This window comes from Dyadobacter crusticola DSM 16708, assembly GCF_000701505.1.
GTDB lineage: Bacteria > Bacteroidota > Bacteroidia > Cytophagales > Spirosomataceae > Dyadobacter > Dyadobacter crusticola.
Window position 1 is genome coordinate 1 of record NZ_JNJB01000012.1, and the last position, 15,606, is coordinate 15,606.

Here is a 15,606-nt window from a genome sequence, read left to right on the forward strand (position 1 = left end):
GATAATGGGCCGGAATTCACCTCCAAAGATTTTGCAATCTGGTGTGAGGAGAAAGGCATTGAAACTAGGTATATACAGCCGGGGAAGCCAACTCAAAACGGCTATATCGAACGATTTAACCGACTGTATCGGGAAGCAGTATTAGACGCATATTTGTTCTTTGACCTGGATCAGGTCAGGCAACTAACAGCTGAGTGGATCGAAGAATATAATCAGCGACGGCCGCACGAAGGACTGGGCAATTTGACCCCATTTGAGTGGAAGGAGTTGCTGGTGAAAAAAGTAATTCAACAACAAATGACTGTCTGAAAAACGGGGCACTTACACTGGCGCTTTATCACTCGGATATCCCGTTTGATCAAGCTGAAAAGTCAGCGCTGTTTGACCTTAAAGTACTTTGGGAGGGGCTCGAAAAAATGGGGGCGAAAGCTTAGAGATTGGAGGACTGTTGGCGACAGTCCTTTTTTTGTAGTATATAACATTAATGCGTGGCGACAAAATTTAAATGAATACATCTGCCTGGCCGCTTTGTTAATCTCTTCACTTTACACCAATTGCCAGCCGTTTGCGATTTCAACCGAAAAAGCCCCAATCCGACCGTGAACGAAAAGATGAAGCCGTTTTTTTCTATGCTACCATTTAGCGTATTCCTCCTTTATCTCATCTAAGTAACAGCCTAGTTCCTAGGTGCGCCGTCGTTACTTGTTGGCCTGATGATCATGGCCTTGTCTTCTCCGACCCAATAGTACATGTTGTAAAAGTACGAAGTCATCGACGAAACTGCTCTTTGAAGTTCTTTGTCAGATTCTGAGCAATTTAGGTTTTTGGTCAGTTGTGCCCGGGTATCAGAATAGAAATAGACATACCAGGCAACATCTGATTCTTTGGTTCCTGGTGCTATAATCCAACTTCCTTGTGTGGCCCGAATGTTCTTTAATATCTGCAAAGAGACCTTTTTGGGGAGGTGGCCATCAAACCAAGTGCTGTCGATTTGACCTTTGCCGTTAACCCTGAATTTAAATAACCCCCAGGACGGTTTACAGTCGACCGTTTCTGCACTTATCCCGGCTTCCAGTCGATCGTTCAAGCTTGTGCCTGATGCCTGGGAAAATTGAAAATTTTCCGGTTTAAAGTTTGAATTATTCCGAACCCGTGGTTTGTGGGGTTCGAGCGGCTCAAACCCTGGCTTGGGGAATAAGCCAATATTCTCCGGTGCGGTTGCCGGTTTGGAGATTTGAGAAAATGAGGAAAATTCGCATGAAACTATAAAGCAGAGAACTAATATCCATTTGTTACCGACCACTCGTTCAATCAGTTCCATTCTACAAATCGGTTAATCCACAATGTGTTTGCAATGACATAATAAAACAAATACATATATGGAATGGTGTAATTTTACAATGGCCGGGTAGGCAACCTCTCCCTTACTACGGATAAACATAATAGTGTTGGCTCCAAACGATTCCTAAGGTGAAAAAGGAAGTTCACCAACAAATGACTGTCTGAGAAACGAGGTTCTTACAAAATTACCGTCTGTAAATCTTGTTATTCATTTTTGAAGTATTGTATTCACTCTTGATGGTGATATCATAATCCAGAGTGTCATTTATAAGTGTTGCTTTGCCAATGATGCTGTACTCCAACTGATCGGCAACAAATCGGTTATTGATATCCAGAACATTATTGTCGGAAACGGTTACGTTAGGAATGTAAGTATCGTACTTAGATCGTGTAACGCTTCCATCCGGGTAAGTATTCGTAAAGAAGAAAACGATATTTACATGATTTAAATCCTGCTTAGTTATTTTCCACGTTTCGGTTGAATTTCCGGTGCTGTCTTTTTTGGATCCATAATATTCACCTACGAATTTTCCTGCCAAATCTGGCTCACGGTTTTTTCTGCAAGAAGTTAATGAACAAAACAAAAGAAACAGTAGAACTATGTTTTTCATTTAAAAGAGATTGTAGTTTACGGAGATTGAAGCCTTACTCTAATGGGGACAGTGGGCGTTTAACTTATTTATTTCTAGCTTCTTGGTAAAACGCTGCCGGTGCTAAGTCAACCAATGCTTAGTGCGGATGAAATCTAGGTTTTTTTCGCCAGTTGAACAAGGTTGTCTTGGAGATACCGTATTCACGCCAAACGCCCCTTGCTTCTCGGCCACCTTCATATTGTTTAAGGATCGCTACGACCTGGTAGTCGTATCGTTACTTTGCTAATTGTGCCGATGCACGTATCTTTGGACGTGATAGATTTTTGTGTAATCATACCTGTGAAAAAAGTATATATTTTTGCCGTTTTTTTCCTTTGTCTGTTCTGTCTGTCTTGCAGAAAGAAGTCAAAATCAGATATAGATCCTCTTATACCGGCAGATGTCTATGTCACTTTATCAAATACCTACAGTAGCTTTGGCCAATATTGGAAAAATGGTGAAATGGTAAATCTGGCTACTACTAATTCTTTCGCAAACGCCAGAGCAATTTTTGTATCAGAAAACGACATACACGTTGTGGGGGACGCCTCAGCGACTTCCAATATCGTTTTTTCTCCCTTTACTGGACAATATTGGAATAATGGGGCTGTATCAAATGTCGACGGTGGTATACCTGCTAAGCTGTTATATGACGTTGTAGTTTCTGACGGAAATGTGTATGTCTCTGGAGATGGGCTTAATACTATGCAACTCAGAATGCAAGCGGCCTACTGGAAAAATGGCGTTGCAATACCGCTCGATGAAGCTGATGTTAGAGGTTCTCGCGCGCGAGGAATTTTTGTGGCTGGAAACGATGTCTATGTAGCCGGTTCACTTAACTTCCAAAATGAAACCGCCGTTTATTGGAAAAACGGAGCAGTTGTAAATTTGGGTGATCCTCTCAACACTTCCTTCGCTAACTCAGTTGCTGTATCCGGGAAAAATATTTTTGTTGTAGGAAGTGAAGGATTTAAAGGTGGGTCCAGGGCCAGATATTGGAAAAATGGGGCAGGGAATTATCTTACAGATGGCTCAGAATACAGTTCAGAAGCAGTTGATGTAGCCGTTTCAGGTAAAGACGTGTATTGTATTGGGAACCTGCATTATTACGACAATACCAGAGTCGCAAAACTTTGGAAGAATGGAATATCTCAGAGCCTTCCCGGGGCCATTCGGGTCTCCAGTGTTTTTGTGTTTAACAATGACGTATATGTGGCAGGTGAAGGTTCTGACAATGCAATGAAGAGTCCTATGTATTGGAAAAATGGAGTACCAACTGTATTGCCAAATAATGGTAACGGGGCTTTTGCCAGTTCAATATTTGTCAAAAAACAATAACTACTATTTTAATGAAGTAGTAAGATTATACAAGAGGGATGTGCACCATGCATACTTGGGTTAGAGAAGCTTATCCACTCTTCAACCGCTCCATTAACCCCTTCATATCCTCACTGATCTTCACATCCAAGATGTTAGCATAGACCATAGTCTGCTTCAAGACCGATGTCCGAGCATCTCAGATATCGTCTCAATCGGAACCTTATTACTCAGCGTCACGGTAGTGGCAAACGTATTCCGCGCAATATGAAAAGTAAGCGTCTTCGAAATCCCACATAGGGTAGCAATCTCCTTCAAATAAGCATTCATCTTTCGATTGCTAAGTACAGGCAGCACAACGCCAGCAGCACGGCATTGCGGATTATCTTTATACGAGGAAGGAGGCGGTGTGCTCCTTCGCGGTCTTGTACCGCTTCAAAGTGAGTGGCGCGAACTCCTGGAAGACCATCGCTTCCATCTGCTCGTTGTGATGCTGAAAGACTTCCAGAATAGTGCGGGTTTCATTGCTCTTGCCAAGCAGGGCATTCTTCAATGTTTCGGCTGTTATTTCCTTGTTATCCTCAATCAGAATCTTCTTGGCCTGGTAAACTTTGGCGGTGAGCATGTCCAAGTACGCATTGAGCGTCTTTGCATCTTCCTTGTTTCCGGCTGGTCGTCCGACTGAGGAATTCCACCTTTCGGTGTTCCATAGCTTCTTGGTAGATAGCTCGGCGACCTTGCCGTCGACGGTGATTCTCAGGTAAACGTAGCGAACTGTTCCCTTCTGATTTCTGGCGGGCCTTTAAATAGAAAAGCAGGCCAAATGTTTTCTCCAACATAACACAAGCGTTTAAAAGTGGTTAAATATCGAGTTACCACGCTTGCCAATCAAGATGTTTACGCCGTAACATCTTGCTATCAATTTGTTATGCCGTTTCCAGTGAGTCTTTTTCTCAAAGTGAGTGAACTACACGAAGGACTCACTGGAAACATGGAAATTTTTGTATTTTTTGATATGATCTGAAAGACAAAAATGCCCACAAATCATTGATTTACAGGTCGTTTGTTTGACTTTGAACTTATTTCAAGGCGGCCGCCGCGCGGGAGGGAGACGGGTCTCGAGAGGCCACAAAAAAAAGGCCCTGAAAAATCAGGACCTTAATGCTCGGGAGGGAGACGGGTCTCGAACTTTACCTTTAATTAGCTACTAATCAAGGTTTTGTCTCCTGTATTTGAAGTGGACTACACGAAAGACTCACTATTTTTTATACATATAGTACAACAGTATATTTGTTATGTATAATTCTTTTAGCGAAAATTGAGGTGTTTAGGTCTGGGTTTTCGCCGGTTTTGGGTGAGTTTTCGGGTGGTTTTTGGTGTTCAAAGTTTGGAAAATGCCTGTGGTTTTTGGCGGTGGTAACTGCGATTTTGCTGGGGTAAAGTTACAAATTTCACTTTGCTTTTTAACCATCATTCTGGGGGCATGAACTTAACTTTGGGCTTTGGTAGACAGAACAAGGAGTAGAAGAACGGTTCGCCCCCGTCTTTATAGATTGTTGCCTTCCCTTTGCTCCATACATAAGTCCATGCTAAATCTCCGTTGGGTGGCGGGTTAAAGAAGACTTCGTTCGTATCTATCGGGATGTTTTGCAGGAACTCCTCCGAGCCGTCATAGTAGTAGAAAGGAACTTTACCGACGAATACCGTTCTCCTTTTGGGATATTCCTTAAAATAACGTCTATAGGCTGTCATCGTTCGAACCGTGATAATTGTACTGTCAGGTAAAATCTTATCGATTGTGATATCGTTGAGAGCACCTTCGCAATGCTCTTCGGCTAGGAATTGTTCGACGAAGTGGATGACTGAGCTGTCAAGCTGAATTGAAGAATTAATCATGTCATTTTTCCGCCCGTGGCGACAAGAAACAGACATTATTAAAAGACAGACAACGATTTGTATCTTCATTAAATTGAGATCAAATGATTTACTTCATAAGTAATCCGGATTTACTATCCCATATCTCCAAATACCGCTGCTTCCAATCCTCCGGCAAAAAAGAAGATTGTATTACACCTTCAACTCTTTTTCTCGCACCTGCAAACTTCACATAGATATTCGAAACCGCCTTTTCAGGCAGATTCAACCCTTTTGCAAAACTATCGAAATCAGCTTTGGTAATTTTCCTCTTCCTGCCATTCAAAGTAAGCGCCAGCTCGTCAGCGTCATCAGGAAAAACCAGATTTACATTAAGGAGATCATAAGCTGGTGAAAGGGAAATTGTACGGTCGCTATGGTGGATCACGGAGAAGTTCTTTAAGTGCATATCATTGTTGCCCGTGAGATAACAGAAGAGGACCAACTCGAAGAAATTTAGGGTATCCAAACCTCTATTTGTGCAGTACTGAGCAATCAGCTTACCAATCTTCTCGTAAGAACCTTTGTATTTCTGCTCCGTCAGAAATCCTGAGATCTGACAGAAATCTTCAACATGTATCTTTTGGCCCCTTTCACGATCAAAACGCTTGGCGATGTAGGCCAACTTGCCTTCAGTCGTCGGTATCAGTGCGTGTTGGCAGGCTCTGATTTTGAATAAGTCCGCCAAATGCATTGTCAAATCCTCAGTCTCGGGCATGAATTGAAATTCATCATGCTGCGGTTTCAGGATGTATTGTCCCCATAAGCCAACGATTGTTAGCCGCTCTCCTCCAATTTCCTTTTCCAGATCCACCGAAAGTTTAGGCTGAACTCCCGTGACTGCAATGCGTTTGTTAACTGTCCTGGTCGCCAGGTCAATCAATATTTGTTTGTCGAGATGCAGCTCAGGTAGCGTGCTGGTTCCAAAGAACTTTTTACAGCACCGGGCGTGATACTGTTGGTCATATTCCAATTTTTGGTAACAAAACAGGCATTTAGACACCGGCGACCTCCTCCTGCGGTAAAATGCTTACAGCTCCAATCGCATCCCGGCACAAAGCTAACAGCAGCTCAAAACGATCGTTTCCTTTCAGCTTCCAATAGTTTTGGGCTACGTTCAACAGCCAGCCTTCCGGAATGAGCCCGTCGAAGAATGGAAATAATACCCGGCTTTCAAAAGCACCACTTTGCAGAGGTAAAGTCAAACTCACAGGCATAGCGTGAGATGATCGAAGATAGGATTCGTTGTACCGAAACGTATATCCCTCATCGTTTTCCATCAGAACCCCAGCGAGTTTGTCTTTATAGTAAACAAGTGCTTGCTTAGCCATAGCATTAAGATTTAAGATCTACCACACCAGCTTCCTTCCCAAACAATGACAACACCTGGTTGACCTTGTCTAGCCGAAGTGTCTTCTTACCTTGTTCCAGGTCGCGTACAAAGCGCAAACCCACGCCAGCTTTGGATGCAAGTTCCTCCTGGGTCAAGCCGACGGTTTTGCGGCGTTCTTTTAGAAATGTTGAGAAACTAGACATGTTATACCGTTTATGATATAAATATAGCGAAATTTGCACTCCTATGCTATATCGGGTATAATCAAAATTACAGAGGTCAGTTTATACCCGATAAGGTACAGCAGTTAATCTGTCTATGTAATGTTGATTCGAAGAATAAACGGTCATCAGCTCAGGCCCTCAATTAGCTTTACGATCAGTGCCAAGCTTTCTCGCTTCGGTGCATCGTTCAGCCACGTTTTCATTAATTCCGTATCTAATTTGATCAGATCATCCTTATCGATTCTCAAGTTTTCTATCAGATATTCGATTGTAGTCTTTATTCCGGTCAACCTCAGACCTCTGGCGCTGACCACCTTGTCGAACAAGGCTTTCTCTGGTAATGCCATGAGGACATTCTGGCGATACGCAACTTCCATTTGACAAATTCCAAAGCTAAAATATGGCAATGGTAAATGTGTAAAGCTGAATGCGCCTGCCGAAGTATCGAATCGCATGGAAGCTTTTGTAGTCGCCGAGGTTGTCTCAAACACACGCTCAGGAATGAGCCCGTAGTAGGATAGCGCACTATCGAGTGAAACGTAGCTCGGGCCGAATAGGTGGTTTGCGAAAAGGAAGGGTTCAGGACGGAAAGGTGAAAGCTGTTTAGTGGGTAGATATAGGCCATCTCTTACATTATCGAGCAATCCCATTGAAACTAGTTCATTGATCTTATCAGAGGAATACTCCTGATTTTTGAGAAGCGATGTTAGCAGCTGGCGGGTTAGCGGTTGACTGGAATGACTTCGAACGCTTTGCAATAGATCCATGTTGCCGACCTCCCATTTACTGTTTGGATTTTCATTTAATTTAAAACTGTTATTTTTCACCTCAGCGAAATCGCCCATTCTCACTCAAAGCGAAAAGTAACGGGGGTTTACCCCTTGGCTGCAAATCCATGAGGCGGTTTAAGGAGCGGCGAAAGCCGCGGTAAATAGCCTCTTGGATTTGAAGTCGTCACTTTTTGCTTTGTACATTTCGTTGCGCTGAGGTAAAGGCCGAGAGCTTTTCAATCAAGGTCTTCTTTATCCACTTAGAGCTATTCCGATATAGTTTAAATATTCTCTGGCTGACAAATCCTCATTAGATATAGGGTCAATCGTAGATAGATTAGAATTAATTTGATTTTTACGTTTTATTTCCTGAGATTTAAAATGTAACCTCCACTCTATCAATGAAAGAACATTTACGTAAACTTCTGAAAGATATCTTTCTCAGTTCGCTGGCTAGCCTTTCAGTATCATCAGCATATTCTACTGAGCACATATCTGAACTTGGAAGCTCAGGGGTAGATGAAAACGAAGAGCCAAACAAATCTACGGCGCACAGTAATTTCTTATTGGATAAACCCAAGCTAACTAAGCCATTTATTTTAAAGCGATTTGACGAGTTCCATGCACTAAATCTGTCTCATAGAAGTCACCGGTCTCATAGTTCGCATCGCTCTCACTATTCGGGAAGTAGTGGCTCTTCTTCCGGAAGCAGCTCTGGATCCACATACAGAAGCCCAAGCTCTTCTTCGGGAAGTTCTGGTTCTTCAAGCACGACCCCTTCCAGCCTGTATCAGTCGACACCGTCGAGTTCATCATATCAGTCACAGCAACCAGCATTTAAGCTTGCGGATCCAAAAGTATTCAAGTTGGGAGATCGCATTATTAGATTGGGAATGAAAGGCATGGACGTGACTGAGCTTATAAATATACTTTTAAGGAAGAAGTATCTTGTTGCAGTTGATGAATCAAAGGTCTATACCATTGAAATGGAATATATGGACGTTATCCAGGATGCCATCAAGCGCTTTCAATCGGATAATGGTATCGATGCTAACGGCATTGTCAATACCCAGACAGTCTACCTTTTAAAACAGAACAATTAGCAATATGGATATGATTGTAGCCACAGACGAATTGATAGAATTCATTGTGGACGGAGAAATTTACAGTGAGACAGTAATATTCAAAACGATATATTGGCTTGCTCCAATTGCTTCATTTGATATTTCAAAGTTTCCTCCTAAGTCGTTTTTGATCGCAGCTAGGCCAAATGCAGCTTCATTTTCAGAAGAAATTAAAAAGGAAATCGAGGTTCAATTGAGAAAGGGATTGGTAGACTTCAAGGTGAGAGATCTAATCAATCAAGAAACAAATTCTGTACGTAGTATGATCATTGCCAAAGCTTTTGACAATGATGGGTCTCTTGATATCGAGCCTCAAAGTCAGATTAGTGATCCAATAGGCTTTGATCCAATCCGATGAAAAGCATCATTTCTAATACACACTCACGAAAATTCAGAAGCATATCAACGTTCGAAAGCGAGGCTGAAAGGATATATTTTCTGCTGCCTTTTAAATTCCATTCAATTAGTACAGATCGGGAGGTACTTGTGAATGAGGTAGGGGATTATTTGATAGTACCTCAGGGAACCGCAAAGGCAATAGTCAATAGAGAAATTGACTCTTCTTCCAATCTCTACCGTGATCTTGTTGCCAACTTTTTCATTAGCCCTACACCTGTACCCGAATTATTGAATGTTCTTTCTACTCGCTATCGAACAAAGAAAAGATCACTTGAAAGCTTTACGTCGCTTCATATTTTTGTAGTCACTTTAAGATGCAATCATTCCTGTCACTATTGTCAGGTTTCTCGCGCGGCCGAAAGCAAAAGCGAATTTGATATTTCATACAAAGACCTCGACGCAGGGATTAATCATATGTTCTTATCTCCCTCAGAGGAGCTAACAGTGGAATTTCAAGGTGGTGAGCCTCTCCTGGCCTTCGATAAAGTTAGATATGCTGTTGAGCGAATTCAACTGCTAAATGAGAACTTTAAAAAGGATATTAGTTATGTGATCTGTACAAATTCGACTATTCTAAATGATGAAATATTATTGTTTTGTAAGAATTATAATATCCTAATCTCAACTTCACTTGACGGACCGGCTTTCATTCATAACGCAAATAGGTTCAAGTCGGGTCGGGCCAGTTATGATTTAGTAATCGAAGGAATTAATAGAATGCGCCAAGCATTGGGTCATGATAAGGTATCAGCTTTGATGACCACTACAGCACTAAGTTTGAAATACCCCAAGGAGATAATAGACAATTATGCTGAGAACGGTTTTGGAAACATATTCCTGAGGCCAATAAGCCCGTATGGTTTTGCTCTGAAGAATCAAAGAAAGAATCACTATCAAACAGCAGAATTTCTCGACTTTTACAAGCAAGGATTAGAACATATCTTAAATCTTAACGCGCAAGGTGTCTTTTTCAAAGAAGATTATACCTCTATAATTCTTCAAAAAATCCTTACGCCCTTCACTGGCAACTATGTGGATTTGCAATCACCTACGGGGTTAGTCGGTAGCGTAATTGTTTTCAACTATGACGGCTTTGTCTATGCGTCAGATGAATCTAGAATGCTAGCTGAAATCAAAGATTATACCTTTCAACTCGGCCACATCTCTCAGTCTTATGAAGAATTGTTCTTGGGAGAAAAGGCGAAACAATTTTTTGACAATGGTATAGCAGAATGTCTGGCAGGTTGTAGCGATTGCGCGTTTTTAACCTATTGCGGAGCCGATCCGGTTCTCCATTATGCTACGCAAAATGATATGCAGGGACATCGTGCGTTCTCCATATTTTGCAAAAAAAACATGGAGATCATTCGCTACCTCTTTGAGATGCTTGACATCAGGAAGGGATATGTTGAATCGACATTCCAATCGTGGATACATAAACCGGCAGCATAGTCATGATGGAACTTAGATCAAAAGGAAAACCCCTTTCTTTCACACAACCAATCATAGGCAGAATCACTTATGGCCTAGCTGCCGAATCATCCATTTTAATAGATCATAGTCTCGATAATACCGATGTCAGCGATAGGCACCTGGCTGTGCTTACAAAACGTTCAGTCACAACACATTTGAGTCCTATTATTCACTCAATACCCTCTATTCAACCTTTAAGTGAAGGTGACGTCATAATGATGCTGCCGAATGGAATAATACAGACACTATTTCGAGTCAACTCTTTGGATAACACATTATTTACTACGGATAGATGTAATAGCAATTGTTTGATGTGCTCCCAGCCACCAAAAGACATTGATGACATCGAATACTATTATAATGTGAATCATCAGGTCATAAGTCTGATTCCCCCCACCACTGAAATCATTGGGATCACGGGCGGAGAGCCTACGCTTATGGGGAAACGCTTTTTCGACATGATTAGCCATATAAACCGAAAGTTACCAGCTACAACAATACATATATTGACCAACGGCAGGTCGTTCGCATGGAAAAACTTTACGGCCCGGTTTGAATCTGTGAATTCCTCAAATCTCGTCTTAGGAATTCCATTGTATTCCGACTACTACGTGGATCATGATTATATTGTTCAAGCCTCCCATGCGTTCAATCAGACTGTTTTGGGCTTGCAAAATTTAGCATCCATCGGAGCTAGAATAGAACTTCGCGTCGTGCTGCACAAACTAACTTTTAAAAGATTGCCAGAACTGGCAAAATTCATTTTCCTTAACTTGCCTTTTGTCGAGCAGGTTGCATTTATGGGACTAGAGTATACAGGTTACACACCGCATAATGACAAACTACTTTGGATTGATCCTTTGGAATATGCCGACGAGCTGAATATAGCTGTAACTTACCTAAATAATAATGGTATAAATGTTTCCATCTACAATCATCCATTGTGCTTATTGCCAAAATCAATGTGGAGATTCTCGGTAAAGTCAATTTCTGACTGGAAAAGGCATTTTCTGCCAGAATGTGACAGGTGCCTCGTGAAAGCGGATTGTGGCGGAATTTTCGCGACTTCGAGAAAAGTAAGTTTAAATATAAATCCTCAGTAAAAGGCATGTCAAGAGATTATTTTCGACCGATAGCTTTACTGATGTTTTGCTTACTACTTATCAATCCAGTTTTGTTGTTCTTAATTACAAAGAACTTCTTCTTTGTGTTACTAAGCGAAGCTGTCATGTTGTTGACCTTCGCATTTGTAATTTATAAGGTGCCAAGATTACAGGTGTATTATTTCAATTTTGTTTTTTTGATTGGCATTTTCATTCAAGCAGAGGCAGTTTTTTCCTTTGTATTTGCTGATTACAACATCCGAGATATCTATTCGGTAGAAAGGCACTACTATTTTAATAAACCGCTACTGAGGGAAAGATTTGTAGACAAAGAATTCATAGTTGATTATGTCACGAATGCTCAGGGTTATAGAATAGGTTCGGAGGATGATCCTGAGACGACGGTAGAAAAGGTTGACTGGTTGTTTCTGGGTGATTCGTACACACAAGGTGCACAAGTGTCAAACGAGCAGCTGTACACATCGCTACTGTACAGAGACTTTCCTAATAAGATAATTTTGAATGCAGGCATCAGCGGCTTCGGTATCGCTGACGAGTACCATTTTTTCAAGCAAAAGGGGTATAAACTTAAACCCAAAAAGGTCTTTCTGCAGATCTGCAATTTTAATGATTTCATGAAGGTCGAAGAGCGCACAAGCAATCTCACCGACTATTTCATGAACTACTCTAACTTTTACCGTTACCTCGTTTATCCTATCAAATTCGCTAATCCCGCTCAACTTCCTTTGGGCCGATGGACGGAGCCATTTTATCCTGGCCAGCAGGCTAACGCTGACTACAACATATTTTACAAACAGCAATCAAAACAAAAGAGGCAGGATCTCAAAAATTTTGAAGAATTTCTTGATAAGCTATCCAAAGATGTCATTAAGGCTGGAGGGGAATTGATTGTTTTACAAATCCCTACCAAAGAGCAACTATACTACCATTACTTGGCAGAAGTCGTGAGCAACTTTAAGCTGGATATTAGGCAGTTGGATATGCACCTGCCAAACAAATTTTTGAACGACCTGTGCAATAGCAAAAAAATCAAGTACCTGGATTTGTTTGAAGCTTTTAGCACGGTGGAATCTGAGGTGTTCTATCAGTACGACGAGCATCTGAATGCTGCTGGTCATATGGCCATGTCGTCAGCGATAGGAAAATTCATGAAGAGTGATCGCAGCTCCATCCAATATCTAAGTAAACATAATGCAGGTGACAGATATCCTAGTTTTAGCAGTGATGGTCAATCAATGTGTTTCCAGTCTGTGAGAGATCAGAACATGGAATTGTTTATATCGGACGTGGATATGACCAATGAATCCAGGCTGACTTTTAACCAAGTCGACGAGCTTCATCCGTCATTCTTAGAGGGAGATTCCAAGATCATTTTTACCGAAGGTGACCAAGACATTGGCGATACGAAATTAAGCATTTTGGATATTGGCGGAGGCACGAGATCTTACTTGGATAAAGATTACTACGGAGCAATACCGTCTATCGGAAAGCAAAATACACTAGCTTACGCTCGTTGGAACAAAGCTAATGATGGCAGAATGACTAACCCGGTAATTGTGTCTAGTGACTTAGCATCCGGAAAAACACGCATGATAACAAATGATGAGTATGAGAGCTGGCGGCCCGTTCAGTTTGGTGATTCACTAGTTTACATATCAAAGCGTGGTCGTATTTTCAACTTATATATGTATAGTTTAAAGACTCAAAAGGAAAGCCAACTCACCAATGGCATCCATGAGATATGGGATCCAAATTTTTCGCCGCATGGAGAGAAGTTGGTGTTTTCCATGAATGTTGATGATAACTGGGATTTGTTTATTCTTGATCTTAGGACCAGGAAATCTACCCGGATGACTAAAACACCCGGTGACGAATGGGATCCTGTTTTTTCACCAGATGGACGCTATATCTATTTTGCTGGTGTTTTTGGATTGAGAAATGGTATATATCGCCTACCTATTTCACAAAAATAAATCACTATGGATTTGTACTCGGCGGAGCATCTAGGTATAATTCTGCCGATAGAAGTAATCCTCTTTTACATACTTCCAATTCGCTTTCGAAATTACTGGCTTGCATTCGTTAGTCTTGCCTTTCTGTCGACCTATAACTTAGCAAGCGCTTTAGTTGCTATAGCTGTCACATTAGTAATTCTTATTTGTAGTAGGCTATTAGTTTTATCAAAAGAGGCTAGCGCAAAGTACTGGCTATCAACAGGAATTGCCTTAGTGCTCGCATTGCTTATACTTTCCAGGCAGGGGAGCGATCGCATATTTGGGGTACAATATAGTTGGGTAGGAATATCCTATTACAGCTTAATGGCAATTGCCTATCTAATCGAGGTTAAGGTTGGAAGATTGAAGATCTTGCCAACCTTTCATAACCTCCTGCTATACATTACCTTTTTCCCTCAGCTGCTGGCTGGCCCAATTGACAATTCTCTTAAACTCCTTATTCAATTGAAAGATGGAGTTAACTTTTCAAGGCACAGGACTTGGATTGCTGTTAAGCACATGATTTATGGCCTTTTCTGTAAATTAGTTCTGGCAGATCGGTTGTCGGAAATTGTTGAACCTGTTTTTGATGGTAATGAAAAAATTGAAGCCTTGAACCTATTCCTGGGCTCGATTGGCTTTTCTATGCAGATTTACTTCGATTTTCTTGGTTATACCTATCTCGTTATAGGAATAGCAATGCTATTTGGGCTGAATCTAACTCAGAACTTTAATAAGCCTTATGCTGCAAGTAATACCAAAGATTTTTGGAAAAGATGGCATATATCGTTGACTGAATGGTTTCGGCGATACATTTTTATTCCGTTCGGTGGCAATAGAGATAAAAAACGCTTACCGGTTCTAATAGTTTTTGTATTCATATTAAGCGGCTTCTGGCACGGGTTCTCTTGGAACTTTTTAGTTTGGGCTTGTATGCATTCCTTTCACTACCTCATCGGCATCTATATGATGAGCCACTCTGAGACCGCTACAAATGGTTTCTCAAAAATGATAGCTTTTCTAAAATGGGTTGCCTTCCTACTTTGGATCAATCTAACCTGGATCGTATTTCGAACTCACGATTTGCGGACATTAGTGAGTCGACTGGCTTTTAAATTAACCACGGAAGTTACATTAACGTATTCCGTTTTATTGTTAACGGCAGCCCTTGCTTTTTTAGTAATAGATCATAAAGGCATTCCATCTAGAATTGCCAGTTCAAATGCCCACAAAGGCAGGTTATTGTGGGCAGAGGTGGTCTTTATTGACTTCCTGCTACTTGGTCTCTTCTTGCTAGGGGGTATTGGCACAAAGCAATTCCTATATTTCAAATTTTAAGGCAAAAACTTCACTTGCTTCCATATCTAGTTAAATCAATATTCCAAGAACTGTTTCAACTTTTTGACAAAGAGATTGGTATTAATCCTATATTTCTCACCCTTCACCCAGAAATTTACATACTCAATGCCAGAACCATCCCCATTTCCGGATTTACGAAAGCTTATGAAGCAATCTTTAGAGACAGTGTAGTCATGATACACCTCTTCGCTTGATCGAGGCTTTTCCTTTTTTAGCCTGTCTTGAAGTGTTTTGTAATTTGTCAAAATCGCGCTGCATTGATCCAGATCTAGCTGAATGTAGTCGATGTAAGTTTCGGCCTCAGTGATGGTTCCTGCCCGACTACTGATTTTTCTAGTTATGTAAGATCTATCAGCACCGATCACCAAGCCTTTTTTGAAATTGAACTTGTAACCGGTTAATTCCAAATACCTTCCAGTGTTAGCGGTGTTACCCTTGAATATGCTGTAAGTACGAATGCTGGACGTATTTTCCGGTTGATGATCTTCGATATTGTTCTTGATATACTGCTCGGTTATATATCGAGAACTTTTGCAGGAAATTTGTGATAGAAAAATGGAGATAAGGACACATGCAAGGAAAAATTGTTTCATAGAGGTAGT

General features: G+C 41.2%; 19 protein-coding genes. 8 read left to right on the plus strand and 11 right to left on the minus strand.

Translation table 11 applies throughout. The features are described 5' to 3' along the window. On the plus strand, positions 1–309 hold a 309-nt coding region (locus Q369_RS0115975), incomplete at its 5' end, for an integrase core domain-containing protein (RefSeq protein ID WP_035333576.1). 367 nt (positions 310–676) lie between these two features. On the opposite strand, the gene Q369_RS0115980 is transcribed toward Q369_RS0115975, so the two are convergent. The 3 genes from Q369_RS0115980 to Q369_RS29885 form a co-directional block, all read right to left on the minus strand. Beyond that, positions 677–1,321, minus strand: a complete 645-nt coding sequence (locus tag Q369_RS0115980) for a hypothetical protein (RefSeq protein WP_031528798.1) — start codon at positions 1,319–1,321, stop codon at positions 677–679. 205 nt (positions 1,322–1,526) lie between these two features. Then, positions 1,527–1,952: a hypothetical protein gene (locus tag Q369_RS0115985; protein WP_031528799.1), complete on the minus strand. Its 426-nt coding sequence runs from the start codon at positions 1,950–1,952 to the stop codon at positions 1,527–1,529. A 118-nt stretch (positions 1,953–2,070) separates the two neighbouring features. Further along, the gene (locus tag Q369_RS29885) at positions 2,071–2,184 is read right to left on the minus strand and encodes a transposase (protein ID WP_084165773.1); all 114 of its coding nucleotides are present in this window, start codon (positions 2,182–2,184) and stop codon (positions 2,071–2,073) included. An 89-nt stretch (positions 2,185–2,273) separates the two neighbouring features. On the opposite strand from Q369_RS29885, the gene Q369_RS0115990 reads away from it, so the two are divergent. After that, positions 2,274–3,311 carry a hypothetical protein gene (locus tag Q369_RS0115990; protein ID WP_157488208.1) on the plus strand — a complete coding sequence of 346 codons (1,038 nt, stop codon included), beginning with the start codon at positions 2,274–2,276 and terminating at the stop codon, positions 3,309–3,311. 156 nt (positions 3,312–3,467) lie between these two features. Here the strand turns inward: Q369_RS0115990 and Q369_RS29500 are convergent, their stop codons facing one another. From Q369_RS29500 to Q369_RS0116020, 7 genes are all read right to left on the minus strand, one after another. Further along, entirely contained in the window at positions 3,468–3,620 is a 153-nt protein-coding gene (locus Q369_RS29500; RefSeq protein WP_229206858.1) for a tyrosine-type recombinase/integrase, read from the minus strand. 58 nt (positions 3,621–3,678) lie between these two features. Next, on the minus strand, positions 3,679–4,050 hold the full coding sequence (locus tag Q369_RS29505) for an Arm DNA-binding domain-containing protein (RefSeq protein ID WP_310589009.1): 372 nt from the start codon (positions 4,048–4,050) through the stop codon (positions 3,679–3,681). Positions 4,051–4,760: 710 nt separating this feature from the next. After that, a complete protein-coding gene (locus Q369_RS0116000; protein ID WP_031528801.1) occupies positions 4,761–5,255 on the minus strand; it encodes a hypothetical protein in 495 nt (164 codons plus the stop codon). A 19-nt stretch (positions 5,256–5,274) separates the two neighbouring features. Continuing rightward, a complete protein-coding gene (locus Q369_RS0116005; protein WP_229206859.1) occupies positions 5,275–6,177 on the minus strand; it encodes a HipA domain-containing protein in 903 nt (300 codons plus the stop codon). Between the two features lie 22 nt (positions 6,178–6,199). Continuing rightward, complete coding sequence (locus Q369_RS0116010) at positions 6,200–6,535, minus strand: HipA N-terminal domain-containing protein (protein WP_031528803.1); 336 nt, start codon at positions 6,533–6,535, stop codon at positions 6,200–6,202. A gap of 4 nt (positions 6,536–6,539) precedes the next feature. Beyond that, the gene (locus Q369_RS0116015; RefSeq protein WP_031528804.1) at positions 6,540–6,740 is read right to left on the minus strand and encodes a helix-turn-helix transcriptional regulator; all 201 of its coding nucleotides are present in this window, start codon (positions 6,738–6,740) and stop codon (positions 6,540–6,542) included. Positions 6,741–6,886: 146 nt separating this feature from the next. Continuing rightward, on the minus strand, positions 6,887–7,606 hold the full coding sequence (locus tag Q369_RS0116020; protein WP_229206860.1) for a type IV toxin-antitoxin system AbiEi family antitoxin domain-containing protein: 720 nt from the start codon (positions 7,604–7,606) through the stop codon (positions 6,887–6,889). A 326-nt stretch (positions 7,607–7,932) separates the two neighbouring features. Between Q369_RS0116020 and Q369_RS28785 the strand changes: the two genes are divergently transcribed. Genes Q369_RS28785 through Q369_RS0116055 form a run of 6 tightly spaced genes read left to right on the plus strand, consistent with a single transcriptional unit; the run spans position 7,933 to position 14,983 of the window. Further along, positions 7,933–8,634 carry a peptidoglycan-binding domain-containing protein gene (locus Q369_RS28785; RefSeq protein ID WP_084165761.1) on the plus strand — a complete coding sequence of 234 codons (702 nt, stop codon included), beginning with the start codon at positions 7,933–7,935 and terminating at the stop codon, positions 8,632–8,634. A 4-nt stretch (positions 8,635–8,638) separates the two neighbouring features. Further along, positions 8,639–9,013, plus strand: coding sequence for a His-Xaa-Ser system protein HxsD (gene hxsD / locus Q369_RS27780; RefSeq protein WP_035333577.1), 375 nt, complete (start codon positions 8,639–8,641; stop codon positions 9,011–9,013). Beyond that, complete coding sequence (gene hxsB / locus Q369_RS0116040; RefSeq protein WP_031528808.1) at positions 9,010–10,506, plus strand: His-Xaa-Ser system radical SAM maturase HxsB; 1,497 nt, start codon at positions 9,010–9,012, stop codon at positions 10,504–10,506. Before hxsD ends, hxsB begins: the two co-directional genes overlap by 4 nt. 2 nt (positions 10,507–10,508) lie before the next feature. After that, positions 10,509–11,630: a His-Xaa-Ser system radical SAM maturase HxsC gene (hxsC, locus tag Q369_RS27785; protein WP_205624330.1), complete on the plus strand. Its 1,122-nt coding sequence runs from the start codon at positions 10,509–10,511 to the stop codon at positions 11,628–11,630. A 5-nt stretch (positions 11,631–11,635) separates the two neighbouring features. Beyond that, positions 11,636–13,624 carry a DPP IV N-terminal domain-containing protein gene (locus Q369_RS0116050; RefSeq protein WP_084165762.1) on the plus strand — a complete coding sequence of 663 codons (1,989 nt, stop codon included), beginning with the start codon at positions 11,636–11,638 and terminating at the stop codon, positions 13,622–13,624. Between the two features lie 6 nt (positions 13,625–13,630). Further along, a complete protein-coding gene (locus tag Q369_RS0116055) occupies positions 13,631–14,983 on the plus strand; it encodes an MBOAT family O-acyltransferase (RefSeq protein ID WP_031528811.1) in 1,353 nt (450 codons plus the stop codon). A 35-nt stretch (positions 14,984–15,018) separates the two neighbouring features. On the opposite strand, the gene Q369_RS0116060 is transcribed toward Q369_RS0116055, so the two are convergent. Beyond that, positions 15,019–15,597, minus strand: a complete 579-nt coding sequence (locus Q369_RS0116060) for a hypothetical protein (protein WP_031528812.1) — start codon at positions 15,595–15,597, stop codon at positions 15,019–15,021. Positions 15,598–15,606 lie beyond the last annotated feature (9 nt).

What these genes read in the sequence shown, in the direction of transcription:
- Q369_RS0115980 (WP_031528798.1), bottom strand. Translation starts at nt 1,321, where the DNA reads ATGGAACTGATTGAACGAGTGGTCGGTAACAAATGGATATTAGTTCTC.
- Q369_RS0115985 (WP_031528799.1), bottom strand. Translation starts at nt 1,952, where the DNA reads ATGAAAAACATAGTTCTACTGTTTCTTTTGTTTTGTTCATTAACTTCT.
- Q369_RS29500 (WP_229206858.1), bottom strand. Translation starts at nt 3,620, where the DNA reads ATGAATGCTTATTTGAAGGAGATTGCTACCCTATGTGGGATTTCGAAG.
- Q369_RS0116000 (WP_031528801.1), bottom strand. Translation starts at nt 5,255, where the DNA reads ATGAAGATACAAATCGTTGTCTGTCTTTTAATAATGTCTGTTTCTTGT.
- Q369_RS0116010 (WP_031528803.1), bottom strand. Translation starts at nt 6,535, where the DNA reads ATGGCTAAGCAAGCACTTGTTTACTATAAAGACAAACTCGCTGGGGTT.
- Q369_RS0116015 (WP_031528804.1), bottom strand. Translation starts at nt 6,740, where the DNA reads ATGTCTAGTTTCTCAACATTTCTAAAAGAACGCCGCAAAACCGTCGGC.
- Q369_RS0116020 (WP_229206860.1), bottom strand. Translation starts at nt 7,606, where the DNA reads ATGGGCGATTTCGCTGAGGTGAAAAATAACAGTTTTAAATTAAATGAA.
- Q369_RS28785 (WP_084165761.1), top strand. Translation starts at nt 7,933, where the DNA reads ATGAAAGAACATTTACGTAAACTTCTGAAAGATATCTTTCTCAGTTCG.
- hxsD (WP_035333577.1), top strand. Translation starts at nt 8,639, where the DNA reads ATGGATATGATTGTAGCCACAGACGAATTGATAGAATTCATTGTGGAC.
- hxsB (WP_031528808.1), top strand. Translation starts at nt 9,010, where the DNA reads ATGAAAAGCATCATTTCTAATACACACTCACGAAAATTCAGAAGCATA.
- hxsC (WP_205624330.1), top strand. Translation starts at nt 10,509, where the DNA reads ATGATGGAACTTAGATCAAAAGGAAAACCCCTTTCTTTCACACAACCA.
- Q369_RS0116050 (WP_084165762.1), top strand. Translation starts at nt 11,636, where the DNA reads ATGTCAAGAGATTATTTTCGACCGATAGCTTTACTGATGTTTTGCTTA.
- Q369_RS0116055 (WP_031528811.1), top strand. Translation starts at nt 13,631, where the DNA reads ATGGATTTGTACTCGGCGGAGCATCTAGGTATAATTCTGCCGATAGAA.
- Q369_RS0116060 (WP_031528812.1), bottom strand. Translation starts at nt 15,597, where the DNA reads ATGAAACAATTTTTCCTTGCATGTGTCCTTATCTCCATTTTTCTATCA.